At 58.8% G+C, this 25313-nt stretch carries 20 protein-coding genes; 7 read left to right on the top strand and 13 right to left on the bottom strand.

From position 1 onward, the window contains the following. Positions 1-120: 120 nt before the first annotated feature. The gene (locus PQR62_RS25010) at positions 121-1572 is read right to left on the bottom strand and encodes a bifunctional 2-methylcitrate dehydratase/aconitate hydratase (RefSeq protein ID WP_408160791.1); all 1452 of its coding nucleotides are present in this window, start codon (positions 1570-1572) and stop codon (positions 121-123) included. A gap of 97 nt (positions 1573-1669) precedes the next feature. Beyond that, positions 1670-2002: a hypothetical protein gene (locus tag PQR62_RS25005; protein ID WP_408160790.1), complete on the bottom strand. Its 333-nt coding sequence runs from the start codon at positions 2000-2002 to the stop codon at positions 1670-1672. On the opposite strand from PQR62_RS25005, the gene PQR62_RS25000 reads away from it, so the two are divergent. Then, the gene (locus PQR62_RS25000) at positions 1983-2228 is read left to right on the top strand and encodes a hypothetical protein (RefSeq protein ID WP_408160789.1); all 246 of its coding nucleotides are present in this window, start codon (positions 1983-1985) and stop codon (positions 2226-2228) included. The two genes, PQR62_RS25005 and PQR62_RS25000, sit on opposite strands and share 20 nt — an antisense overlap. Positions 2229-2330: 102 nt before the next feature. Here PQR62_RS25000 and prpF read toward each other — a convergent pair whose 3' ends face one another. From prpF to prpB, 4 genes are all read right to left on the bottom strand, one after another. After that, complete coding sequence (gene prpF, locus PQR62_RS24995) at positions 2331-3524, bottom strand: 2-methylaconitate cis-trans isomerase PrpF (protein ID WP_408160788.1); 1194 nt, start codon at positions 3522-3524, stop codon at positions 2331-2333. Between the two features lie 77 nt (positions 3525-3601). After that, positions 3602-6211, bottom strand: coding sequence for a Fe/S-dependent 2-methylisocitrate dehydratase AcnD (acnD, locus tag PQR62_RS24990; protein WP_408160787.1), 2610 nt, complete (start codon positions 6209-6211; stop codon positions 3602-3604). Positions 6212-6525: 314 nt separating this feature from the next. Continuing rightward, a complete protein-coding gene (gene prpC, locus PQR62_RS24985) occupies positions 6526-7686 on the bottom strand; it encodes a bifunctional 2-methylcitrate synthase/citrate synthase (protein WP_408160786.1) in 1161 nt (386 codons plus the stop codon). 80 nt (positions 7687-7766) lie between these two features. After that, positions 7767-8657, bottom strand: coding sequence for a methylisocitrate lyase (gene prpB / locus PQR62_RS24980; protein ID WP_408160785.1), 891 nt, complete (start codon positions 8655-8657; stop codon positions 7767-7769). Between the two features lie 450 nt (positions 8658-9107). Between prpB and prpR the strand changes: the two genes are divergently transcribed. After that, the gene (gene prpR / locus PQR62_RS24975; RefSeq protein ID WP_408160784.1) at positions 9108-10835 is read left to right on the top strand and encodes a propionate catabolism operon regulatory protein PrpR; all 1728 of its coding nucleotides are present in this window, start codon (positions 9108-9110) and stop codon (positions 10833-10835) included. Positions 10836-11264: 429 nt separating this feature from the next. Beyond that, complete coding sequence (locus PQR62_RS24970) at positions 11265-12548, top strand: MFS transporter (RefSeq protein ID WP_408160783.1); 1284 nt, start codon at positions 11265-11267, stop codon at positions 12546-12548. 258 nt (positions 12549-12806) lie between these two features. On the opposite strand, the gene ntrC is transcribed toward PQR62_RS24970, so the two are convergent. From ntrC to glnA, 4 genes are all read right to left on the bottom strand, one after another. Then, a complete protein-coding gene (gene ntrC / locus PQR62_RS24965; RefSeq protein ID WP_408160782.1) occupies positions 12807-14300 on the bottom strand; it encodes a nitrogen regulation protein NR(I) in 1494 nt (497 codons plus the stop codon). A 226-nt stretch (positions 14301-14526) separates the two neighbouring features. Then, the gene (gene glnL, locus PQR62_RS24960; RefSeq protein WP_408160781.1) at positions 14527-15600 is read right to left on the bottom strand and encodes a nitrogen regulation protein NR(II); all 1074 of its coding nucleotides are present in this window, start codon (positions 15598-15600) and stop codon (positions 14527-14529) included. A 357-nt stretch (positions 15601-15957) separates the two neighbouring features. Further along, positions 15958-16473: a DUF4124 domain-containing protein gene (locus PQR62_RS24955; protein ID WP_408160780.1), complete on the bottom strand. Its 516-nt coding sequence runs from the start codon at positions 16471-16473 to the stop codon at positions 15958-15960. Positions 16474-16669: 196 nt separating this feature from the next. Continuing rightward, positions 16670-18085 carry a type I glutamate--ammonia ligase gene (gene glnA / locus PQR62_RS24950; RefSeq protein WP_408160779.1) on the bottom strand — a complete coding sequence of 472 codons (1416 nt, stop codon included), beginning with the start codon at positions 18083-18085 and terminating at the stop codon, positions 16670-16672. A gap of 385 nt (positions 18086-18470) precedes the next feature. Between glnA and PQR62_RS24945 the strand changes: the two genes are divergently transcribed. Further along, positions 18471-18932, top strand: coding sequence for a rhodanese-like domain-containing protein (locus PQR62_RS24945; RefSeq protein WP_408160778.1), 462 nt, complete (start codon positions 18471-18473; stop codon positions 18930-18932). Between the two features lie 279 nt (positions 18933-19211). Here PQR62_RS24945 and PQR62_RS24940 read toward each other — a convergent pair whose 3' ends face one another. From PQR62_RS24940 to PQR62_RS24930, 3 genes are all read right to left on the bottom strand, one after another. Continuing rightward, positions 19212-19910 (bottom strand): response regulator, encoded by a 699-nt coding sequence (locus PQR62_RS24940; RefSeq protein WP_408160777.1) that lies wholly within the window; start codon positions 19908-19910, stop codon positions 19212-19214. 22 nt (positions 19911-19932) lie between these two features. Continuing rightward, positions 19933-20625, bottom strand: a complete 693-nt coding sequence (locus PQR62_RS24935; protein WP_408160806.1) for a response regulator — start codon at positions 20623-20625, stop codon at positions 19933-19935. A gap of 187 nt (positions 20626-20812) precedes the next feature. Continuing rightward, positions 20813-22087, bottom strand: a complete 1275-nt coding sequence (locus tag PQR62_RS24930) for an EAL domain-containing response regulator (protein WP_408160776.1) — start codon at positions 22085-22087, stop codon at positions 20813-20815. Between the two features lie 406 nt (positions 22088-22493). Between PQR62_RS24930 and PQR62_RS24925 the strand changes: the two genes are divergently transcribed. The 3 genes from PQR62_RS24925 to PQR62_RS24915 all read left to right on the top strand — a co-directional run bounded on the left by PQR62_RS24925 (position 22494) and on the right by PQR62_RS24915 (position 25026). Continuing rightward, the gene (locus tag PQR62_RS24925) at positions 22494-23177 is read left to right on the top strand and encodes a DUF1120 domain-containing protein (protein ID WP_408160775.1); all 684 of its coding nucleotides are present in this window, start codon (positions 22494-22496) and stop codon (positions 23175-23177) included. 219 nt (positions 23178-23396) lie between these two features. Further along, complete coding sequence (locus PQR62_RS24920) at positions 23397-24014, top strand: DUF1120 domain-containing protein (RefSeq protein WP_408160774.1); 618 nt, start codon at positions 23397-23399, stop codon at positions 24012-24014. A gap of 274 nt (positions 24015-24288) precedes the next feature. Beyond that, positions 24289-25026 carry a fimbria/pilus chaperone family protein gene (locus PQR62_RS24915; RefSeq protein WP_408160773.1) on the top strand — a complete coding sequence of 246 codons (738 nt, stop codon included), beginning with the start codon at positions 24289-24291 and terminating at the stop codon, positions 25024-25026. Positions 25027-25313 lie beyond the last annotated feature (287 nt).

The raw sequence follows: 25313 nt of genomic DNA, 5'->3' as shown, positions 1-25313 counted from the left end.
TTTTTTGTTTTTTTACTATCTGATGATGCGCCTTACTTTGGCAGGCGAAGCTTACGGCTTGCTTATGCCGGCTCACTGATTTCCAGCATTGAATATGTCGAGACGCCGCCGTGCAAGGTCTCAGATAACGTACAGATCGACATATTCGTGTACCGGCATGGCTTCCAGCTTTTTCTGATCGAGCGAGACCTCCAGTATCCTTTGCTGCTGGCGCGGCGGGAACTGACGCGCCAGATTGATTCTGAATTTGTCTTCCAGCAGAGGAATGCCTTCCTTGCGGCGGCGTGCATGGCCGATCGGGTATTCAACCACCACTTCCTTGAGCTTCTTGCCGTCCTTGAATTCCACCGTCAGCGCATTGGCGATGGAGCGTTTCTTCGGATCGTGATAATCCTGGGTGAAGGCTGCATCTTCGACACAGATGATCTTGTCGCGCAGCACATCGATGCGTCTGTCGGTGGCGATCTCGTCTTCGTAATCGGCGGCAGTCAGGCGGCCGAAAATCAGCGGCACCGCGACCATGTATTGAATGCAGTGATCGCGGTCGGCCGGGTTGTTGAGCGGCCCCTGCTTGTCGATGATGCGAATGCAGGCCTCATGCGTGCGGATCGTGATGCGCTTGATGTCGTCCACGGTCTTGCCGGCTTTGGCCAGTTGTCCGTGCAGCGTCATCGCCGCTTCCACCGCCGTCTGCGCGTGGAATTCGGCCGGGAAGGAAATCTTGAACAGTATGTTTTCCATCACGTAAGAAGCGTATTTGCGCTGGAATGTGAAGGGCTGGCCCTTGAACAGCACGTCGTAAAAGCCCCAGGTCCTGGCCGTCAGCACCGAGGGGTAGCCCATCTCGCCGGTCTTGGCGATCAGCGCCAGCCGCACCGCGCGCGAGGTGGCGTCGCCGGCCGCCCAGGATTTGCGCGAGCCGGTATTCGGCGCATGCCGATAGGTGCGCAATGACTGGCCATCGACCCAGGCCAGCGAGACGGCATTGAGGATTTCATCGCGGCTCAGGCCGAGCATTTCAGCCACCACCGCCGTTGAGGCCACCTTGACTAGCACCACGTGATCGAGACCGACCTGGTTGAATGAATTTTCGAGCGCGATACAACCCTGAATTTCGTGCGCCTTGATCATGCCGGTCAGCACCTCTTTCATGTTAAGCGGCTTTTTGCCGTTGGCGACGGCGTTGCGCGACAGCCAGTCGGCGGTCGCCAGAATCCCGCCCAGATTGTCCGAGGGATGTCCCCATTCGGCGGCCAGCCAGGTGTCGTTGAAATCCAGCCAGCGGATCATGGCGCCGATGTTGAAGGCGGCCTGCACCGGGTCGAGCTGAAACTGGGTACCCGGCACGCGGGCGCCGTTGGGCACGACAGTGCCGGGCACGATCGGGCCCATCAGTTTTTTACAGGCGGGATATTCGAGCGCTTCCAGGCCGCAGCCCAGCGCGTCGATCAGGCAGTTGCGCGCCGTGTCGTAGGCGACTTTGGAACTGATGCGATATGTGCTGACGTAATCGACGATGTCGACCAGCACCTTGTCGTGCCTGGGACGGATGTTTGAAATGTGCGCGGACATGCTTTCTCCTCAGCTAGAAAATGCATTTCTGCCGCGCCGTGCTTCATCACCCGCCGCATGCAGTGCATGCAGGCCCGATACGATTACGTCGCGGCGGCTAAGATGCCTTGCAATCGTTGGCCAGTTGCTGACCGGCTTTCGAATTGAGCAACATCGACTTCGATGGGATCTGAATCCAGACCAGGCCCTCGCCCTTGTTTTCCAGCCGCACCGCACCGGTCGATGTCGTCACCGGCTCCATGCGATACGCGCTTCCCTTCCACACCAGCGTCACGCCATCGGTGACGCGTCCTTCATACTTGACCTCGACCTTGTTGCCCATTTCACAAGCAAAATTGCCGGTCTTCAGTTGTGTCGCCCAGGTCGGCAGCGTGGCCTCGGGCGCCTTGTTGAAGGCCGGCAGCAGCGGCTTGGTTTCGGTCACCGGCATTTTTTCCGATGCGCAGGAAGCCAGCACCGCCGTCGCCGCCAGTGCCGAACCGAACCTGAGCGCTGCTGCAGCACGCGATCCGAATGAAACTGAAGATGAAACTGCAAACGACGAAACAAAAGAATGGGTAGCGGCGAATGCGGCGCGTACGGCCTTGAAAGCGATCATCGGAAATCCAGTGCAGGTTATAAATGACAAAGACGGCGAGAACCGACCTCAAAACTGATTCGACCGAATCTTAACAATTTATTGAGACCTGTTTTGAATTCCGATGAAGCTGTTACAAATTGAAACCTATAGGAACCGACCAGCTAATACGCCCTAGTGATCAGAACGCATCGCCCGGCACCCGCACCCACCCTTCCATCAGCACGCGCGCGCTGCGGCTCATGATGGCCTTGGTGACGCTCCATTCACCATCGATCAGCCTGGCTTCTGCGCCTACCCGCAAGGTGCCGGATGGATGGCCGAAGCGCACCGCGCTGCGTTCACCGCCGCCCGCCGCCAGATTGACCAGCGTGCCGGGGATTGCCGCAGCGGTGCCGATGGCGACCGCCGCCGTGCCCATCATGGCGTGATGCAGCTTGCCCATGGACATCGCGCGCACCAGCAGATCGACGTCGCCCGCAGCGACCTGCTTGCCGCTCGATGAAATGTAATCGCGCGGTGCAGCAACGAAAGCCACCTTGGGCGTGTGCTGGCGCTTGGCGGCTTCGTCCACATGTTTGATCAGACCCATGCGCACCGCGCCGTGCGCGCGTATGGTTTCGAACCTGGCCAGCGCTTGCGGATCGCTGTTGATGGCGTCCTGCAATTCAGCGCCGGTATAGCCGATGGCTTCCGCGTTCAGGAAGATCGCCGGAATGCCGGCGTTGATCATGGTGACCTTGAAAGTGCCGACGCCCGGTACGTCCAGATCGTCGACCAGATTACCGGTCGGGAACATCGAGCCGCCGCCGTCACCCTCGCCTTCATCGGCCGGATCGAGGAATTCGAGCTGCACCTCGGCCGCCGGAAAGGTCACGCCGTCGAGTTCGAAATCGCCGGTTTCCTGAACCTGGCCATCGGTGATGGTCACGTGCGCAATGATGGTCTTGCTGATGTTGGCCTGCCAGATGCGCACGGTGCACACGCCGTTGAGCGGCACGCGGTCGGGGTCGACCAGTCCGTTGCTGATGGCGAACGGGCCGACCGCCGCCGACAGATTGCCGCAGTTGCCGCTCCAGTCGACAAAGGCGCTATCGATGGCAACCTGGCCGAACAGATAGTCGACGTCATGATCGGCGCGGCTGGATCTGGACAGGATCACCGTCTTGCTGGTGCTGGAAGTTGCGCCGCCCATGCCGTCGATCTGCTTGCCGTAAGGATCGGGGCTGCCGATCACGCGCATCAGCAGCGCATCGCGCGCCGCGCCCGGCACCTGCGCCGCCGGCGGCAAATCCTGCAACCGGAAGAACACGCCCTTGCTGGTGCCGCCACGAATGTAGCTGGCGGGGATTTTGATTTGCGGTACGTGGCTCATAGACATCTTTCCTGATCCGATTGAATTTATAACCTGTTGACGATCTGCAGCAAGTGCAGCAAAAGACCATCAGCCGCTCAGGCCGCCTTGACGGTCGACTCCAGAAAGTCTTGCGCAAAGCGCTGCAGCACGCCGCCGGCTTCGTAGATCGAGACTTCTTCTGCGGTATCGAGACGGCAGGTCATCGTCACTTCGATCCGCTCGCCGTTCTTGCGCGTGATCACCAGCGTCAGATCGGCACGCGGCGTGCGCTTGCCGATCACATCGAAGCTTTCGGTGCCGTCTATGCCTAATGTCTTGCGCGTGACGCCCGGCTTGAACTCCAGCGGCAGCACGCCCATGCCGATCAGGTTGGTGCGGTGGATGCGCTCGAAGCCTTCGGCCGCGATCACCTCCACGCCCGCCAGACGCACACCCTTGGCCGCCCAGTCGCGCGAGGAACCCTGACCGTAATCGGCGCCGGCCACGATGATCAGCGGCTGCTTGCGGTTCAGATAGGTTTCGATCGCTTCCCACATGCGCATGACCTGGCCTTCCGGCTCGACCCGCGCCAGCGAACCCTTCTTGACTTCGCCATCGACCACCGCCATTTCATTGACCAGTTGCGGATTGGCAAAGGTCGCGCGCAAGGCCGTCAGGTGATCGCCGCGGTGGGTGGCGTAGGAATTGAAATCTTCTTCCGGCAAGCCCATCTTGGCCAGATATTCGCCGGCTGCCGAGTCGGCCAGAATCGCGTTCGATGGCGACAGGTGATCGGTGGTGATGTTGTCCGGCAGCACCGCCAGCGCGCGCATGCCGCTCATGGTGCGGGCGCCGGCCAGTGCGCCTTCCCAATACGGCGGACGACGGATGTAGGTGCTCATGGCGCGCCAGTCGTACAGCGGACTGACCTGCTCGCCCTTGTCGGCCTGCACCGCGAACATCGGCGTGTAGACGTTGCGGAACTGCTCGGGCTTGACCGCGCGCTTGACCACCGCGTCAATCTCTTCATCGGTAGGCCAGATATCCTTCAGGCGAATTTCCTTGCCGTCGACCACGGTCAGCACATCCTTCTCGATATCGAAACGGATGGTGCCGGCAATCGCATAGGCCACCACCAGCGGCGGCGAAGCGAGGAAGGCCTGTTTGGCGTAAGGATGGATGCGGCCGTCGAAATTGCGATTGCCCGACAGCACCGCCGTCGTATACAGATCGCGTTCGATGATCTCTTTCTGGATCACCGGATCCAGCGCGCCGGACATGCCGTTGCAGGTGGTGCAGGCAAAGGCTACGATGCCGAAGCCCAGCTTCTCCAGATCTTCGGTCAGACCGGCTTCGTCCAGATACAGCTCGACGGTTTTGGACCCGGGCGCCAGCGAAGACTTGACCCAGGGCTTGCGGGTCAGACCCAGTTTGTTGGCGTTGCGCGCCAGCAGCGCCGCAGCGATCACATTGCGCGGATTGCTGGTATTGGTGCAACTGGTGATGGCGGCGATGATCACGGCGCCGTCGGGCATCAGGCCTTCAGCCTCCTGCGCTTGCGCCTTGTCCAGATCGACGGCGATGCCGCGCTCGGCCAGCGCGGAGACCGGCAGACGGCGATGCGGATTGGAGGGGCCGGCAAGAGTCCGCACCACGCTCGACAGATCGAACTTCAGCGTGCGCTCGTATTCAGCGGTCGCCAGGCTGTCGGCCCACAGGCCGGCTTCCCTGGCGTAGGTTTCAACCAGCTTGACCTGCTCGTCGTCGCGTCCGGTGAGCTTGAGGTAATCGATGGTTTGCTGGTCGATGAAGAACATCGCCGCCGTCGCGCCATATTCGGGCGCCATGTTGGAGATGGTGGCGCGGTCGCCCAGGGTCAGCGCCGAAGCGCCCTCGCCGCGGAATTCCAGATACGCGCCGACCACTTTTTCCTTGCGCAGGAATTCGGTCAGCGACAGCACCACGTCGGTGGCGGTGATGCCAGGCTGCGGCTTGCCGGAGAGTTCGACGCCGATGATTTCCGGCAGGCGCATCCACGAGGCGCGGCCCAGCATGACGTTCTCGGCTTCCAGCCCGCCGACGCCGACCGCGATCACGCCCAGCGCATCGACGTGCGGGGTGTGGCTGTCGGTGCCGACGCAGGTATCCGGGTAAGCCAGACCGTTTTCGTTATGGATCACCGGCGACATCTTTTCCAGATTGATCTGGTGCATGATGCCGTTGCCGGGCTGGATCACGTTGACGTTCTTGAAGGCCTTCTTGGTCCAGTTGATGAAGTGAAAGCGATCCTCATTGCGGCGATCTTCAATCGCGCGATTCTTTTCGAAGGCCTGCGGATCGAAGCCCCCGCATTCCACCGCCAGCGAGTGATCGACGATCAGTTGCACCGGCACCACCGGATTGACCTGGGCCGGGTCGCCGCCCTGATCGGCAATCGCATCGCGCAGACCGGCCAGATCGACCAGCGCAGTCTGGCCGAGGATGTCGTGACACACCACGCGCGCCGGGAACCACGGAAAATCCAGCTCGCGCTTGCATTCGATGATCTGCCTGAGACAATCCACAAGGATGCTCGGATCGCAGCGCCGCACCAGATTTTCTGCGTGCACGCGCGAGGTATAGGGCAGCTTGTTCCAGGCGCCTGGCTTGATGGACTCCACCGCAGCACGGGCGTCGAAATAGTCCAGCTGAGTGCCGGGTAAAGGTTTGCGATTTGCGGTATTCATGACTCGGTCCCTAAGGAAACATTGGTAAGAGCAGCAGCGAAGATGCAGGCGTCTTGTGGTTTGTGGCTCATTTCAATTCTCTTTACAGCTCCCTCCCTTCAAGGGGAGGGTTGGGGTGGGGATGGGTTCAAAACACATCCGACCACATCCAGCTCATTCAACATTTTGCCATCCGAAACTCGCCGCTTGCTGCGAGCTTTTTCAGCATCGTGGATTCAGCTTGCATTGGCAACCCATCCCCACCCCGGCCCTCCCCTTGAAAGGGAGGGAGTCGGCAGGTGCGCTATCAGGGAGGAAGCACGCAGCTGCAATAATTACTTGCGATCCTTGATCGGCACAAACTTCAGATCTTCCGGACCGACATAGTTGGCCGATGGACGAATGATCTTGTTGTCGATGCGCTGCTCGATGATGTGAGCGGCCCAGCCGGAAGTGCGTGCGATCACGAACAGTGGCGTGAACATGGCGGTCGGCACGCCCATCATGTGATACGAGACGGCCGAGAACCAGTCCAGATTCGGGAACATCTTCTTGATGTCCCACATCACGGTTTCCAGACGTTCGGCGATGTCGAACATCTTGACCGAGCCGGCATCCTTGGACAGCTTGCGCGCCACTTCCTTGATCACCTTGTTGCGCGGATCGGAGATGGTGTAGACCGGATGGCCGAAGCCGATCACGACTTCCTTGTTTTCGACGCGGCGCTTGATGTCGGCTTCCGCTTCGTCCGGATTGTCGTAGCGCTTCTGGATTTCGAAGGCCACTTCATTGGCGCCGCCATGCTTGGGACCGCGCAGCGCACCAATGCCGCCGGTGATCGCCGAGTACATGTCGGAACCGGTGCCGGCAATGACGCGGCTGGCGAACGTGGAGGCATTGAATTCGTGTTCGGCGTACAGGATCAGTGAAGTGTGCATGGCGTTTTCCCACAGCTCGGACGGCTTTTCGCCGTGCAGCAGATGCAGGAAGTGGCCGCCGATGGAGTCATCATCGGTTTCGACTTCGATACGCTTGCCGTTCTGGCTGTAGTGATACCAGTACAGCAGCATCGAGCCCAGCGAGGCCATCAGACGGTCGGCAATATCGCGCGCGCCCGGCGTATTGTGATCGTCTTTCTCCGGCAGCACGCAGCCCAGCGCGGACACGCCGGTGCGCATCACGTCCATCGGATGCGAGGCCGCAGGCAACCATTCCAGCGCCGCCTTGACGTTGGCCGGCAGGCCCCGCAGCGCTTTGAGTTTGGCCTTGTAAGCTTTCAGTTCAGCTGCGGTCGGCAGTTTGCCGTGCACCAGCAGGTGAGCGATTTCTTCGAATTCGCAGCTATCGGCGACGTCGAGGATGTCGTAGCCGCGATAGTGCAAGTCATTGCCGGTCTTGCCGACGGTGCACAGCGCGGTGTTGCCGGCAGTGACGCCGGACAGCGCCACCGATTTTTTAGGCTTGAAACCTGTTGCTGCTGCAGTCTGCTCGCTCATCAAATTCTCCTCAAATGTTCGTTCAATGTCTGGTTATAAGTTGCTCTGCTGCGGACGCTTTTGCTTGTCCTTACTTGCTGTTACTTGTTCTTCTGCTGCGCGAACAAGGCATCCAGTCTTTGCTCGAAATCGTGATAGCCGATGCGGTCATACAGCTCCATGCGCGTCTGCATGGTGTCGACCACATTCTTTTGTGTGCCGTCGCGGCGGATCGCGGTGTAGACGTTTTCGGCCGCCTTGTTCATGGCGCGGAAGGCCGACAGCGGATACAGCACGATGCCGACGTCGGCGCCCTTGAGCTCGTCCACCGTGAACAGCGGGGTCGAACCGAACTCGGTGATGTTGGCCAGAATCGGCACCTTCACGGCATTGGCGAACTGCTTGTACATCGGCAGATCGGTAATGGCTTCCGGGAAGATCATGTCGGCGCCGGCTTCGACGCAGGCCACCGCGCGCTCGATGGCGGCCTCCAGACCTTCGACCGCCAGCGCATCGGTGCGCGCCATGATCACGAAATTTTCATCGGTACGCGCATCGACGGCGGCCTTGATGCGATCCACCATTTCCTGCTTGCTGACGATTTCCTTGCCGGGACGATGGCCGCAGCGCTTGGCGCCGACCTGGTCTTCGATGTGAATAGCCGCTGCACCGAACTTGATCATCGATTTGACGGTACGCGCCACGTTGAAGGCGGACGAACCGAAGCCGGTATCCACATCCACCAGCAAGGGCAGATCGCAGACGTCGGTGATGCGGCGCACGTCGGTCAGCACGTCATCCAGATTGGAGATGCCGAGATCGGGCAAACCGAGCGAACCGGCAGCGACACCGCCACCCGAAAGATAGATCGCCTTGAAGCCGGCACGCTTGGCCAGCAAGGCATGATTGGCGTTGATGGCGCCGATGACCTGCAACGGCGATTCTTCCTGGACGGCTTTGCGAAATGCTGCACCTGCGGAATGGAGAGCCATGATGAACCCTTTGAATGTGGAACGATGAAGTTGCGGAAATGCCTGAGTATTCTTGCCTGTCAGCTTGTCTCGACATCTTGTTCTGGCGATTCAGGCGGACTCCAGGCCGAAGTCCCGGAGAGCGCAACACCCGCAGGCTGCGCGACCTGTTGCGACCTGTTTCAGGCCGCGACGCTGTGCCTCATATTGCAATGCGCGTGCCACCATGGCGCGGCGAGGCGGATAAAAACGAAGCGCTCGCGAGACATCAGCTTCGAATCAATTTGAAATCAAACACTTATGGGCGTTGAAGAACGCGATGATCAAATCTGCAGAAGAATCGGCCGGGCGCTTCATCACGTTTCAAATACGTTAAAATTCGACCAGAGAAACATGCATGAAACGTTTTTGAAACATCTCTCGAAACAAATCTGCATCACTGATCGCACACTCATCGGACAGATAAGCCATATGAAACGCCCCGCATCCTCTACGCGCGACAACGCCGACAAACCGGTGATCTGGACCGTTTCGGTCTCGCGCCTGTTCGATCTGTTCCGCGACATCACGCTGGAGTTCGACGACGTCGCCAACATCGAACCCATCCACCTGGGCTTTGAAGATGCAGTGCGGCATATCCGCGAACGACTCGCCACCGAACATTGCGATGCCGTGATTTCGGCCGGTTCAAACGGCGCCTATCTCAAGAGCCGGCTGCCGGTGCCGGTGATCATCGCCAAGGCCAGCGGCTTCGATGTGATGCAGGCACTGGCGCGCGCGCGCAAGCTGAGCAGCAAGATCGGCCTGATCACCTATCAGGAAACCATGCCGGCGCTGACCGAGTTCAAGAACATGTTCGGTCTCGACATCGTGCAGCGCACTTATGCCACGGAAGAGGATGCGCGGGCCCAGATCAACGATCTGAAAGCCGACGGCATCAAGGCGATTGTCGGCGCCGGACTGATTACCGATCTGGCGGAAGAAGCCGGCTTGCACGGCATCTTCATTTATTCCTCAGCCTCGATCCGCCAGGCCTTCGACGACGCACTCGAACTGGCCCGCCTGACGCAACTGGAAAGCACACGCGGCCGCACTCTGCCGGTGGCAGAGACTTTGCGCGCACGACATCACATCAACGACCTGCGCGGCGAATCGGCGGCAATGGAAAGCGTGCGTCAATCAATCATGCTGTTCGCGCGCTCGCCGGCGACGGTGTTGATTCAGGGTGAAACCGGCACCGGCAAAGAGCTGGCGGCGCAGGCGATGCACCGTGCCCATCCCATGATGCAGGGCAAGGCGCAGGCGGCACACCCCTTCGTCGCGGTGAATTGCGGCGCGCTGGCGGAATCGCTGCTGGAGTCGGAATTGTTTGGCCATGAAGAAGGCGCCTTCACCGGCTCGCGGCGCGGCGGCCGTGCCGGCCTGTTTGAAGCCGCGCATCGCGGCACGCTGTTCCTCGATGAAATCGGCGAGATGCCGCTGCCCTTGCAGACCCGTCTGCTGCGCGTGCTGGAAGAGCGCGAGGTGGTGCGCGTGGGCGGCACGCGGCCGATTCCGGTCAACGTGCGCATCATCAGCGCCACGCATTGCGATCTGGATGAGCGCGTACGCGAAGGTCGCTTCCGTGCCGATCTGTTCTATCGCCTGAGTGTGCTGCGCCTGCAATTGCCGCCGCTGCGCCAGCGCAGCGACGATCTGGCGCCGCTGGCGGAATGGTGTCTCAAGCATGCGCTGGCGGCGATGGATATCCGGCCGCATGCCAATCTGCATGCCGAAATTCTGCGCTGCGTACCGCTGCTGGCAAGCTACGCCTGGCCCGGCAATGTGCGCGAGCTGCGCAATCTGATGGAAAGGCTGGCGCTGTTTCTGGCAGCCGAACCCTTGCAGGCGCTGACACCCGGTCTGATCCTGCGCATCGCGCCGGAACTGTTGCCGTCGCCGGCCTTGTCGCCGAGTGCAAACACACCGGCGCCAGGTAATCAGCTTTCGCCCGCACCGTCACTTAGGTCAGCGCCCTACGCCGCTACAGGCGCCGAAATACCCGCGCCACCATTCCCGCAGAGTGAGAACGAAAAACTGCGCGAAGCCATGCAAAAACTCGACGGCAACCGGGAGGCGGTGGCCAACTATCTGGGCATCAGCCGCACCACCCTCTGGCGCAAGCTGAAGGAGCTGGGGAATGTAAAGGCAGACGCGTGAGTGGCGTCACTCGGCAGCAAACACTGCCCGCTCTGTTCAAGCCATAACAATCAAAACTATTTACGGACAAACATCGAATTCAAAGCGATGGCTTTCTCGTACAAGTTTCTTGACAGGCTTCTACCCCGCCGCCTATTCTCGCAGGGCTGCAAAAGCGATCGAAGGAAATTCAGAGAATGGCATGCGGCAGCGGTCCAGAAAAACAATGCGCAGCTCATGCGCCAGACCGGCGCTGCATCGATATCGAATCGGCATCCGCAATCGGAAGGAGACCGATTCAACACTCGCTCGGCAGCTCCTGAGCACGCATTCGGAACAGCGTCACATCCGCCCCGGAAGATCACGACTTTGCACGACCAATAAACGCATCGCGACCTCCGCAAGGAAGTCAGCGAGGTTCGCCACAGGGCTTTTACGACAGGAGAATTCATGACCACCAGCGCCACCGCATCCACGGCAGGAAAAACCCATCCACAGGCAAGACGGGCCATCATTTCATCGTCCATCGGCAATGCGCTCGAATGGTTCGACATCCTGATCTACGGCGCCTTCGCCGTGGTGATCGCCAAGCAGTTCTTCCCGGCCGGGAATGAAACCGTTTCGCTGCTGCTGACCTTCGGCACCTTCGGCGTGTCCTTCTTCATGCGTCCGCTGGGCGCAGTGGTATTGGGCGCCTATTCCGACCGCGTCGGCCGCAAGTCGGCACTGATGCTGTCCATCATGCTCATGACCATCGGCACCGCGCTGATCGCCTTCATGCCCAACTATGAAACCATCGGTTTGCTGGCGCCGGCCGGCATTGCCATCGGCAAGATGATTCAGGGCTTTTCGGCCGGCGGCGAGTTCGGCAGCTCGACGGCGTTTCTGGTCGAACACGCCCCGCACCGACGCGGCTTTTTCTCCAGCTGGCAAGTCGCCAGCCAGGGCATCAGTCTGCTGCTGGCAGCGATCTTCGGCGCCGCGCTGAACAATCTGCTGACCGCCGATCAACTGGCTTCGTGGGGCTGGCGCATTCCCTTCATCTTCGGCCTGCTGATTGCACCGGCCGGTATCTACATTCGCCGTCACCTGGAAGAATCGCCAGAATTCAGCGAATCCGATCACACCACCAGCAAGCCGCTGCAAGAGACGTTCAGCACCCAGAAAATGCGCCTGTTCATCGGCACCGGCTGTGTGATCATGGCGACCGTGTCGGTCTATCTGTCGCTCTATATCCCGACCTACGCGGTCAAGCAACTGGGCATGCCGGCATGGTCGTCGTTTGCTGCGATGTCGGTGGCCGGTCTGATCATGGCGGTCGGTTCGCCACTGGTGGGCGAGCTGTCCGACAAGTACGGCCGCACGCCGTTCATGATCGTCAGCAGCGCGCTGTTCGTGGTGCTGACCTATCCGATGTTCCTGTATCTGAGCAACAACCCGAACTTCGGCACGCTGCTGATGCTGCAGGCGGTGATCGGCGTGCTGATGACGCTGTACTTCGCGTCGATGCCGGCGCTGCTGGCCGACATCTTCCCGGTGCAGACGCGCGGTACCGGCATGTCGCTGGCGTATAACATCGCGGTCACCATCTTCGGCGGCTTTGCCGGCCTGATCATCACCTGGCTGATCGACGTCACCGGCGACAAACTGTCGGTGAGTTACTTCGTGATCTTCGGCGCGGTGCTGAGCGTGCTGGCCAGCGTGTCTGCTCGTGCCGTGCTGAAATTGAAGTAATCGGTATGAATCTGCGCTGCACTCTGCGCAAGCTTCACAGGCCATATCGCTGAAGCTTGCGCAGATTAAATGCAGCGTATGCGATGCAAGTAAAAACGGGCCGCTTCAGTTTTCTGAATCCGGCCCGTTCTCTATTTTTCTCTCCGCTGATTCCCCTTGCAGAGGATTTGCGCAGCGGCACACACATCCCCTTCCCCACCCTCGTCATTCAATACGCATTCATGCTGCCGAATGCTGAATCACCCTGCTTCACTGCATTCAATCGTCCTCGGCGCCGCCGATCCCGAGCTCCTGAATCTTGCGCGTGATCGTGTTGCGGCCGATGCCCAGGCGCACCGCCGCGTCATTCTTGCGGCCATGCGTGTGCTTCAGTGCGATCTTGATCAGCGCCGCTTCGAACTGGCGACCGAGGATGTCCATCACTTCAGGCTGCTCCTGCGCCAGCATCTGCGCTGCTTCAGCTTCCAGCAGCGAGACCCAGCTGGCACGTTCGCCGCCGGCATCCATGGCGGCCGGCGCGCCGCCGGCATATTCCGCAGGCGCTGCCGCCTGCGCCGGAGCGGAGGCAGTCAGCGGCGCGGCATGACCGACGTAGCTGCGTTCTTCGATCAGATCCTGCGGCAGATCCTTGACTTCCACGGTCTGGCCGGGCGCCATGACGGTGATCCAGTTACACAGGTTTTCCAGCTGACGAACGTTGCCCGGCAGCTCCAGCTGCGACAGGAACTGCATCGCTTGCGGCGACAGGCGCTTGGCTTCGACACCGAGCTGACGTGCGCTTTGGGTGAGGAAATGCCGCGCCAGAATCGGGATGTCTTCGTTGCGTTCGCGCAGGCTGGGCAGACGCAGGCGGATCACGTTCAGACGGTGATACAAGTCTTCACGGAACAGACCTTCGCGCACGCGCTGCTCCAGATTCTGGTGCGTGGCTGCGATCACGCGCACGTTAGCCTTCAGCGACTGATGACCGCCGACGCGATAGAAATGGCCATCCGACAGCACGCGCAGCAGACGCGTCTGCAGGTCCAGCGGCATGTCGCCGATTTCATCGAGGAACAGCGTGCCGCCTTCGGCCTGTTCGAAACGACCGCGCCGCATGGCCTGCGCGCCGGTGAAGGCGCCGCGCTCATGGCCGAACAGTTCGGACTCCAGCAGATCCTTGGGAATCGCTGCAGTATTCAGCGCGACGAAAGGCTGCGCAGCGCGCGGACTGTGCTTGTGCAAGGCACGCGCGACCAGCTCCTTGCCGGAACCGGATTCGCCCGTGATCAACACCGTCACATTGGATTGCGAGAGGCGGCCGATGGCGCGGAACACGTCCTGCATCGCCGGCGCCTGGCCGAGAATTTCCGGCGTTTGGGCGGAGGATTGCTCGACATCGGTTTCGCGCAAGCTTTCATCGAGCGCGCGCCGGATCAGCTCGACCGCCTTGTCGACGTCGAAGGGCTTCGCCAGATATTCGAATGCGCCTCCCTGGAACGCCGAGACTGCCGAATCCAGATCGGAAAACGCGGTAATGATAATGACCGGGATGCCGGGATGCTTGGCCTTGACGGCTTGCAGCAGCTCCAGCCCGGAAGCGCCGGGCATCCGGATATCGGAGACCAGTACTTGCGGCGTGCCGGTTTGCAGGGCCTGCATGGCATCGCGTGCGCTGGAAAAACTTTGTGTGGCGAGATTTTCTCGCGCGAGGGCTTTTTCGAGAACCCAGCGTATCGATTCGTCGTCGTCAACAATCCAGATTGGCTTCATAAGTGTGTATTCATCCTGCGTTTGTGATGCTGTTAATGCTGTTGTGGCGCGCCTGCATGTGCTGCCGCATTGCTATGGCCCGATCTGTTGCCGGATCGGCGGCCTTGTCAATGCGGCGTCTTGCGCCAGCCCCCATTTTCCTGCACTTGCTTAACTGCCTTGGCGATGGCTTCGCTTCATTGGCTAGCCTTGGTTTTCCTGTATCACTCTGCCTCGCATGCACTTGTCACGGCAGCGGTATCAGGATTCTGAAATCGGTACATCCCGGACGGCTGTCGCACTCGATCACACCCATGTGCTGCTGGACGAATGTCTGTGCCAGCGTCAGACCGAGACCACTGCCGCCTTCACGGCCGGACACCAGGGGATAGAAAATTCTGTCCTGAATGTCCGGCGCGATGCCGGGACCGTTATCGATGATATGCAAATCTAGTGCCAGCCGGTACCGGACCTTGGCGAGCGTCACTTGACGCACGACGCGCGTCTGCAAAATCAGCTCGGCATCGCCGGCGCGCATGCGTTCTGCGAGCGCTTGCGCAGCGTTGTGAACAATGTTGAGCAGCGCCTGAATCAGTTGCTCCTTGTCGCCACGGAATTCCGGGATCGACAGATCGTAATCGCGCTTGATGGTGAGACCGTTGGGGAACTCCGCCAGGATCAGGCTGCGCACGCGCTCGCAGACTTCGTGCACGTTGACGTCGCCGACGATATGCGGATGGCGATGCGGCGCCAGCAGGCGATCGACCAGGGTCTGCAGGCGATCGGCTTCCTTGATGATGACCTGGGTGTATTCGCGCAGCTCCTTGAGATGACGTTCCGGCAATTCAAGCTCGAGCAATTGCGCCGCGCCGCGGATGCCGCCCAGCGGATTCTTGATTTCATGCGCCAGATTGCGGATCAGTTCCTTGTTGGCCTGACTCTGATCCAGCATGCGTTCTTCACGGTCGAGCTTGAGTTGCTGCACGTTTTCACGCAGTTCCAGCAGTACCGGCATATCTGTATTGTCGAGCGCGGTGACGATGGTATGCACCTGCAGCGGCTCGCGATTGGCGCGCTCCAGCACCAGGTCCAGACGCTTGTCCGCGAACTGGTGCTGCACAGCCTGATAGAACAGCGCGGTAAGGTCCTTGCCGTTCAGGAACAGCTCCGACAGCTTCTGCTGCGACAGCACCTTGAACGAGCTTTCCAGCATGTTCTCTGCGGCTGCATTGGCGTAGACGATACCGCCTTCCGCATCCAGAATGATGACGGCCGAAGCCAGCAGATCGAGTCCCTCAAGCGATGGAAATGTGGTTTTCATTCGTATGCTTCGTTGGTCTTGCATTGCTCTTGCCCAGGATTGTTCTTGAGCTTGCATCGGTTTCACTTCGGCCTTGCCTCAGGCGTTGGTGACACGCCCGTCCTGCCGACTCAGCGGGCGCCGGTCTCAAGCAGCATGCCGACTAGCTTGTCGCTGGCACGCCAGATCAGCCTTGCCTCAGCAGTTGACGATTTCAAGCACGATTGCCGACAGAAGAATAATTCAAACATGTTCGACAATGCTCCTGCCTCTATAGCAAGATTCGGGCTAACCCGCATGCAACCTCCGGTCGCCGGGCATTGCGGCGCTCATGCCTATCGTACGGTGGCGAAACAGCGCATGAAATCAGGCATTCCCTTACGGCGTCGATGCTCGTGCGTCGTTGCCGGCCCGATCAAGTTGCTGCGACAATCTCTCCAGGCGCGCCTTGCTGCGCGTCAGGGCTTCCTGCATCGCAGCGACTCGCTCCTGATATTTGGCGTAATTGCGTTCATCGCCATGACGCTCCGGTTCACCACCGTTGAATTCGGCTTGCAGTGCCGCGAATTTTTCACGTTCAGCATTGAACAGGCGTCGCAGATTCGCGGCATGCGCCTGATCTGGCCCTGATCCCGGGCCGCCTCTGGCGCTATCTTTAGCGCCCTCGCTTATCGTCGCAGCAGATCCGCTTGTCGGCTGCTTTGGCAAGCCCGGGGCCAGATTCAATTGCGGCAGCAATTGCTTGCTACAGCCGTTCGTCGAGCCTGCATCACGGTATTCACGATGACCGTTCTGATCGGTACAGATCAGAATGTTCTGTGCCACGGCGATCACGTGGACGCTCAGCAGACAAGTGCTCAACACCCCATGGCGAAAAAGAAAATAGGCTTTCATCGATCTGCTCCGAAAATCGCCCTCCCGGTTTTAGGACAGCGAAAAGGCTGTTCGGTGCAGATATTCAACGACGTCCATCAACTGATGCGCGCCGCGCATCGAAGACATGCAGGCGTCGCAGAAGAAAATAGGTACGCACAAAAGAAAAAGGGGAAGCAAGCTTCCCCTTTTTTAGACACTCAGACCGACACTCGAATTACAGCGAGTAGTACATGTCGAATTCGATCGGGTGAGTCGTCATGCGATAGCGCTGAACTTCCTGGCCCTTCAGGTCCAGATACGCATCGATCATGCTGTCGGTGAAGACGCCGCCGCGGGTCAGGAACTCGCGATCCTTGTCCAGATGCTCCAGCGCTTCTTCCAGCGATGCGCACACGGTCGGGATCAGCTTGTCTTCTTCCGGTGGCAGGTGGTACAGGTCCTTCGAAGCTGCTTCGCCCGGATGGATCTTGTTCTGCACGCCGTCCAGACCGGCCATCAGCAGAGCCGAGAAGCACAGGTATGGGTTCGCCAGAGGATCCGGGAAGCGGGTTTCGATACGACGGCCCTTAGGATTCGCCACGTGTGGAATACGGATCGAAGCCGAACGGTTACGTGCCGAGTAGGCCAGCTTGACCGGTGCTTCGAAGCCTGGAACCAGACGCTTGTACGAGTTGGTGCCTGGGTTGGTGATGGCGTTCAGCGCCTTGGCGTGCTTGATGATGCCGCCGATGTAGAACAGCGCGAATTCCGACAAACCAGCATAGCCGTCGCCTGCGAACAGGTTCTTGCCATCTTTCCAGACGGATTGGTGAACGTGCATGCCCGAACCGTTGTCGCCGACCAGTGGCTTCGGCATGAAGGTTGCGGTCTTGCCGTAGGTGTGAGCAACGTTCCAGATCACATACTTCAGAGTCTGTGTCCAGTCGGCGCGCTCGACCAGCGTCGAGAATTTGGTGCCCAGTTCGTTTTGACCTGCGCCGGCCACTTCGTGGTGGTGCACTTCAACCGGGATGCCCAGGGATTCGAGGATCAGGGACATTTCCGAACGCATGTCCTGGAAGCTGTCGACCGGTGGCACTGGGAAGTAGCCGCCCTTGACTACCGGACGGTGGCCGGAGTTGCCGCCTTCGATCTTGGAACCGGTGCTCCAGGAAGCCTCTTCGGAATCGATCTTGACGAAGGAACCGGACATGTCCGCGCCCCAGCGTACGCCGTCGAAAATGAAGAATTCTGGCTCAGGACCAAAGTAGGCGGTGTCGCCCAGGCCGGAGGACTTCAGGTAGGCTTCAGCGCGCTTGGCGATGGAGCGTGGATCGCGGTCATAGCCTTTGCCATCGGATGGTTCGATCACGTCACATTGCATGAACAATGTGGTTTCTTCCATGAACGGGTCGATGTTGGCAGTGTTCGGATCCGGAATCAACAGCATGTCGGAGGCTTCGATACCCTTCCAGCCGGCGATCGACGAACCGTCGAAGGCGTGACCGGATTCGAACTTGTCGATATCGAAATGGGAAACTGGAACTGTAACGTGCTGTTCCTTGCCCCGGGTGTCAGCAAAACGGAAGTCGACGAACTTGACTTCGTTGTCCTTCACCATCTTCAAAACCTCTGCGGCCGTCCTTGCCATGCGAATCTCCTAAAACGAGGAAGTAGTATAAATTTGGGTAATGAGCCGATTTCGTGCGACTGGATGTTTGCATTGAATACAACAGAAGTGCGCCAGAACTCAGCGTGGGATGATAGCAGATTCCATGCCACCGCCTCCCCGGGAGGCCCATTTGTGGGATATTTTAGGGAGAGGCTGGCTTATGAGCAGATCTGTTCAGTGCAAGTCCTACAAAATTACGCACCAAATTAAATCAAATATTATTTTTCGCACCAAATTAAATCAAAAATAAACTTTCGCACAAAAATGGTGAAATTGTGTTGATGGCAATATTTTGATTTGATGCTTAAACCATCTTGTTATCTACAGGCAATCTTCTAAATTATTTCGATCAGCAAGGATTCATATGAGCGACAACAACATTCTGGACACAGCACAACAAAGAAGCGCGGCCGGACAATTCCCTTATCGCGGCGCGGTCACGCCGCAAGAAGCACTGGCATTGATCCAAAGCAAGCCGGACGTGAAACTGGTTGATGTGCGGACCAAGGCTGAGCGCGACTGGATTGGCAGCGTGCTCATCCCGGCCGGACAGCATCTGGCGGTGCAATGGAATCTGTATCCGGAAGGCAAGCCCAATCCTCAGTTCCTGGAACAACTGGCGCAAGTCGCCGGCCCGGACGACACCCTGCTGTTCCTGTGCCGTTCCGGCGTGCGCTCGCGTCATGCGGCCAAACTGGCGACCGAAAACGGCTATCAGAACTGCTACGACATTCTGGAAGGCTTCGAAGGCAACAAGGATGAGGCCGGACACCGCAAGACCATAGAGGGTTGGTGCAAGGCCGGATTACCTTGGATGGGTGCCTGATGCGAACGTAAAAACGCCGGACATTCGGACCGATCAATTGGCTTGCCTGGTAAATGACGACGACTCCGGGGCATACGCTGCTTGCCATGACATGCTTGAGCAGCACCGATTTATGCGTGGAGTTTGAGCCGGCATCGACGTAAGGCTCGCCTTACGGTCTTCCACGGTCTCACGGCGAATCAATACTGCCTGTGAGAGCCAAGCCAAATGTCGATGGCGAGGGGATCAGAAAAAGTCTTGAAGGCTGAACGAAAGTTCAGCCTGAAAATAAAGCCGCCATTACAGCGCGGCCAGTTGCCGCTCCAGTTGCAGCATCAGCAAATCGAGCTGCCCTTGCGCCTGCGCATCACCGCCCTGCGCAATTGCCTCTATGCCTTCCAGCGTCGAGACCATGCCGGCTTTTTCCATCGTCAGCGCCGCGCCCTTCATGCGATGCGCCAGACGCTTGAGCATCATGCGATCGCCTGCTGCATGCGCCTTGCGCAAGTCGGCGAAATCATCCAGCGAAGTAGTGCGAAACAAGCCAACCAAGTCCACCGGTTTGCTTTCGATCGGCGCCGGTGACGGCGTGGCAATCGCGTCTACATCGATATCACACCACAGCGACAGGATCTTTTTCAGCTCATCCTGCGGCAGCGGCTTGCCCAGAATGCCGTCCATGCCGCTGTCGAGACATAACTGCACATGTTCGGCATCCGCTTCGGCAGAAATGGCAATGATGGGCGTGTGCGACAAGCCCTGCTCGGCCTCCATCCGCCGCACGTAACGCGCTACTTCATAACCGTTCATGTCAGGCATGTAGCAATCCAGCAGCACCAGCGCATAACGCGATTTTTCCATCGCTGTAATGGCCTGACCGCCGTTGGCCGCGGTTTCAACCAGGCAGGCGAATTTCTTCAATTGCTTTTCGATCACCACCCGGCTGGTGGCTGAGTCGTCAACGACCAGCACTCGCGGATGTGCTCCGGAATTTTGCATGGATTCACTCATGGGGCGGTCCCTATAGATCTTGCAATTGATGCTGGATTTTGAAGAGTTCGCTATCGTTACGAACGCCTAGCTTGCGAAATGCAGATTGTTTTTGTCCGCTGATGGTCTTGACGCTGCGGGCGAATTTTTCGGCGATCTGCGTCACCGACATGCCATCCAGACAGCAGCGCAGAACTTCGCGCTCACGCGGAGACAGTTCGGAATTTTCACTGAGCGAATCGCTGGTCTCGGCGCCGCTCTTTTCTCCTTCGGACGTGTCGCTCGACAGCATGGAAGAAAGCTCGGCGGCCATGGCGTTGTTCAGGTGCACGCGCCCCAGCGCAATGGTACGGATCGCCTGGATCAGCTCGGACAATTCCTGCGCCTTGCCGACGAAGCCACGCGCGCCGGCTTTCATCGCCAGCGCGACGGTGGCCGGATTGTAATGCGACGAGGAGACCAGAATCTTGCTGTCCGGGAAACGCACTTTTAGCGCCCGGATCAGATTAAGACCATCGATATCGTTGACGCCCAGCGAATAATCAATCACCAGCAGATCGGCCGGCACGGTGCGCAAGGCCGCCATCATTTCACGGCTGGTGGCATACATGCCGACCACCTGAAAATCCGGCTCTTCGGCGAGACGGCCGGCGAGACCATAGCGCACTACAGCATGATCATCGAGCAAGGCTATTCGGACAGTTCTTGCGGTTGTCCATGTCATCATGGATTCCTTTTTTCGCAGTCGGTTTGATACGGCAAACAAAGCTGCGGCACTTGACCTCTTGTGCCCCTTAACCCTTTCAACAGCAAAAACGAAATGGGCTGCGAAGCAGTGTAGCAAAGGCAGAATGCGCTCAGTTAATTGAATAGAAAGGGTTTCTGCTCTCAATCGGAGACTTGATCAGGACTCAATCCGGCATCTGCGACAGCACCGAAAATTGATCTTTGAACAATTTGCTGGCGCCTATCGCTGACAGAAAATCCCCTTGTTGCATGGCATGCGCAATGTCTCCCTGTACCCGGTGGCAACCCATGCCTTGCAGAATCTCCGCCTGCTTTTCCAGATCGACGCCCTGCGCGGTCAACTTCAAACCGAGCTTGCTGGCGATGCCGATGATGGCTTCCACGATTACCCGGCATGGCGTCTGGCACAAAATGTGCTGCACGAAATGCGCGTCGATACGGATTTCGGTGAACGGCATTTCCGACAGCAGTTTCATGGTCGACAGCCCGACGCCGAAATCATCGATGGACAGGCCGAAGCCCTTGATGCGCAGGCGATTCAGCGAGGCAGCCAGATGCAACGGTTGCATTGGCGGCTCCGACTCCGACATGCCGATAATGATCTGCTCCGGCATCACATCGTGCTGCGTGACGCGCTCCAGCAGATAGTCGGCGATCTCGCGCGTTTCCAGTGTGAGCGCCGATACCTTGACGCAAATGGGAATGGTGCACCCCATCTTTTTCAGCTTCTGCTGGGTCTTCAACGCGTGGTTGACGGTGCGGTAAAACAGCACCAGTCCCAGTCCCTGATGCTCGATCAGACTGCGGAACTGATCTTGCATCAGATAGCTGAATTTCGGATGATTCCAGCGCACCATCGCTTCGGCGCCCAGAATTTCACGCGTCTGTAATGACAATTGCGGCTGATACCAGACTTCGAATTCATTGGTGTCGCAGATGGCGCGCAGAATGTCGTCGTCGCTGATGTTCAGCGCAGCAATATGCGGCGACGGATGGCGTCGCCGCTCTTGCGTCGAATTGATCAGCGCCAGCGCCATTTCGAAAATACAGATCAGGGTCGGCGTCGACAGCGGCTTGGAGATTGTCTCGACGAAAGGGAATCCGGCCGCACTGGCCATCTGCTGATGCGACTCCAGCACGTCGCCGTCGAAGGCGCTCATCCACACCAGCATCGGCAAGTCGCGCTGCCCGCCTTCGTAAAGCAGCTCGGCATAATCGCGCTGGGCCAGCACGAACTGCGGGCCGTCCATGTGCGGCATGCCGATATCGCAAAACACCAGATCGATGGCATGCTCTTTCAGCAAATCGGTGGCCTGCGCCCCGTCTTCCGCTTCCAGTATGTCCACCGCGCCCAATGCGCGAATTTTTTCAACGGCATACGCACGTTGAAACGGTTCATCCTCTATCACCATAATGGATAAATCCGCGATCGATTTCATGTTTTCTCCACCCGACTGCCTCGAAGGCAGAAATTAAGATTTTTCTGTAAGTAGTGATTGTGTTGAGAGGCTCGATTCGGGTATATGAGAATTCTCTTAATTTGGTGGCGCCAGAAGCGGGCCGGCGATGCCTGAAAACAACAAATCGGCAGCCGGCGCGTGCTAACGCAGAGGGGCCGCTCTGGGTCACACGCAAGCCATCGTATAAACTCTAAAAATAAATAGAAAAATATGTAGAATCGATAGTCAAACGACTATTTGCGCAGAGAATATTAGTTTTTATTCTAGAATTTTCTCGTTGCGCATTCCAAGATCCTAGCGATCCACGGCACTCAGACGCGGCGAACGATGTACTCAGATGGACGGCAATTCAGGCGCCCTTCCATTTCAGAACCGGGGAAACCACATGAAGCAAAAACTGTTTGCAATCGTATTGATTGCCGCATTGCCCCACGTGGCACTGGCCGGCGGTAGCGCCGAATTGCGTGTGACGGGCCGCATCGTGCCTGATGCCTGCGTCACCAGTTTTTCGTCCGGTGGCGTCGCCGATTATGGACAGATCAGCACCTCCGCCATGCAGGCCGGCAATGCCACCGTGCTGAGCAGGAAACAGATTACCTTGTCGGTGGCCTGTGCCATCCCGACCAATGTCGCGATCAAGCTGGTCGACAACAAGAGCAGCGCGGTCGTGCCGGGACTGGTCAGGACGTCCTACGGCAGCGTCCAGGGCCGCAACGATCAATACAACTTCGGTATCAGCAACGATCAGGGCCGCCAAATCGGCGGTTACATCATTTCTTTCGACAATCAGGCTGCGACCGCATCCAAGGCTTCAGGCGTGAGCAACGCTGCGCCTACGCTGGAAATGAACGACGCCAGAAGCGGCAGCTCGTGGCGCGTCACCAATGATCGCGCGGTGCGCAAGGATGCCTTCTATACCTGGGCCGCCTCCGGTACGGCGCCGATGAAGATCCGCAACGTACAGACTTCCTTGAGCATTCAGGCCATCGTCGACAAGCCCGAAAATCTTCCACTGAAAGATGAAGTGCCGCTGTCCGGGTCGGCGACGTTTGAATTGATGTATCTGTAAGCGACGCTCAGTGCATTGATCCCTGCCATTGACGATCGCGCAGTGCGCTGAGTACATCAGCGGCTTTTACAGATCGGGAGAAGCGTGTATGTTGGCAGGCATCGACCATTTCTGCGGCAACCAGCGCCCATGTTCAATCCATCCTCCAAGCATCACATCGCGTCTCCGTTCAGACGGATAACCGCAGCGACTCTGCTGCCGCTATGCCTGCCCGCAATCATGCCGGCCATTGCCGCCAATACTGCACCGATGGAAGTCGTGAGCACCATTACGCCGGCGGCCTGCACGCCCTCGCTGTCCGGCGGCGGCGTGGCCGATTACGGCACCATGTCGGCCGATATCCTGAAACCTGGCCGCATCACGGCGCTGGAAACGCGCTCACTGTCCTTCACCATCAGCTGCGACGCCGCCGCCAAGATCAGCATCAGGATGATAGACAACCGCGCCGGCTCACTGGTCAATGGAATCGTCGCCAGCGGCTCCGGCAACGGCAGCCTGGGCGACGATTTTAACTTTGGCCTGGGCAGCGCTTCCGGCAAGAATATCGGCGGCTATCTGATCAAACTGCAGCCCGGCAGCTACACCGGCGACTACCGCTCGGCGCAACTGATGTCCTCCGCAGACGGCGGCACTTCCTGGCAGGCCTGGAACAGCGGCGAAGTGGCCAAGGGCCGCAGCTTTTCATGGAGCTCGGGCAGCAGCAACAGCGTGGATGCCTACCAGAATATCGCGGGCGTGCTCAACATCCAGCCCTACCTCAACAAACCCGAAAATCTCTCGCTGAGCCAGGAAATCGTGCTGGATGGCTCCGCCACCATTGAATTAAATTACCTCTGAACCGCGGCGCTTTCGCGCATCCTGTTTTCCGGGGAAAGCACGCCCTGCCCGGCTGAGCAGCCCCTCCTGCAGTCACGTCGCCCGCGCCTTCCTCGCTTGCTCGCTTGCTCATTTGCAACGCCGATCCCGCACTGCAGCGAGACTGTCGCACGAGGTCCGCACGAGCGCCTAAACGATAAAACGGCTACGAATATCGCCGTTTTTCTATGTTTTCCACATAGTGATTTGAAGACACTATAGGGTTTCCGACGCGAAGGCGTTATCAGGAGTGTCCATGTCTCTTCCCGCGCAGAAAAACACCCGCCCCGTTCTGACTTTCGCCTGCGTCTCGACATTGGCATTGAGCTTGATGTTGAGCCCGGCACCGGCCGGCGCCAGCGGCATGTTGCCTGAAACCTCGGTGGTGATCGTCAATGAAGCCGACGGCGAAAGCAGCATCAACGTCAAGAACACCGACGCCACCGCCACCCTGCTCTACACCTCGATCCAGAATCTGCCTGAAGACAAGGACAATCTGCTGGTCGTTTCGCCCCCGGTAGCGCGCGTCGAGCCTGATGAAACCCAGTTGGTGCGCTTCATCCTGCAATTGAAGGAACCGCTCAAGACTCAGCGTTTCAAGCGGGTGATCTTCGAAGGCATCCCACAAAAATCCGGCGAAGGCGGCGTCAAGGTGACGATGAATGTGCGCCAGAATCTGCCGGTCATCATTCATCCCAAGAATCTGGCGCTGAACCGCGAACCGTGGAAACTGCTGACCTGGTCGATTCAGGACGGCGCGCTGATCATCCGCAACGACAGCCCTTACGTGGTGCGCATGGCGCAGGCCGTGCAGTTGCTGCCGGCCAAGACTGAAGTGGATATTTCACGCACCTATATTCTGCCCGGCGAAAAACTGACCGCTGCCATCAAGGGCAATGCCGCCGGCACCACCGCTGTCCGCTTCTCACCGGCGACCGTATACGGCTTCTCGGTCGACAATTTCGATGCGCCTCTAAGCCCCGTCAAGCCTTGATTCTCGGGCACGGAAAACTCAATCCGACGCCATGACAAAGCTGCCCCGGATCACATTGCGAGGACGCGGTAGCAAGCCCCGTGTGTTTGCAGCGCATCCACACGCTCGGCAATATCTGCAACACCGGCAACTGAAAACAGCGCAATCAGGGCAAGACCCTGCTGCGATCCGTACGGCCTCCGATCGCTTACAGGACTTGGTTTCTGCGAGCGTTCAACGCGGCGCTCCGTCACGCCGGAGTTCCTCGGCGAAACTGACGCTATTCAGTCTGAGCAGCGGCCTCTGCT

The sequence above is a fragment of the Herbaspirillum lusitanum genome, assembly GCF_046025995.1.
Taxonomy (GTDB): domain Bacteria; phylum Pseudomonadota; class Gammaproteobacteria; order Burkholderiales; family Burkholderiaceae_D; genus Herbaspirillum; species Herbaspirillum lusitanum_A.
The sequence above is the reverse complement of the archived record's forward strand: the minus strand, read 5'-3'. Positions and strand labels throughout refer to the sequence as shown.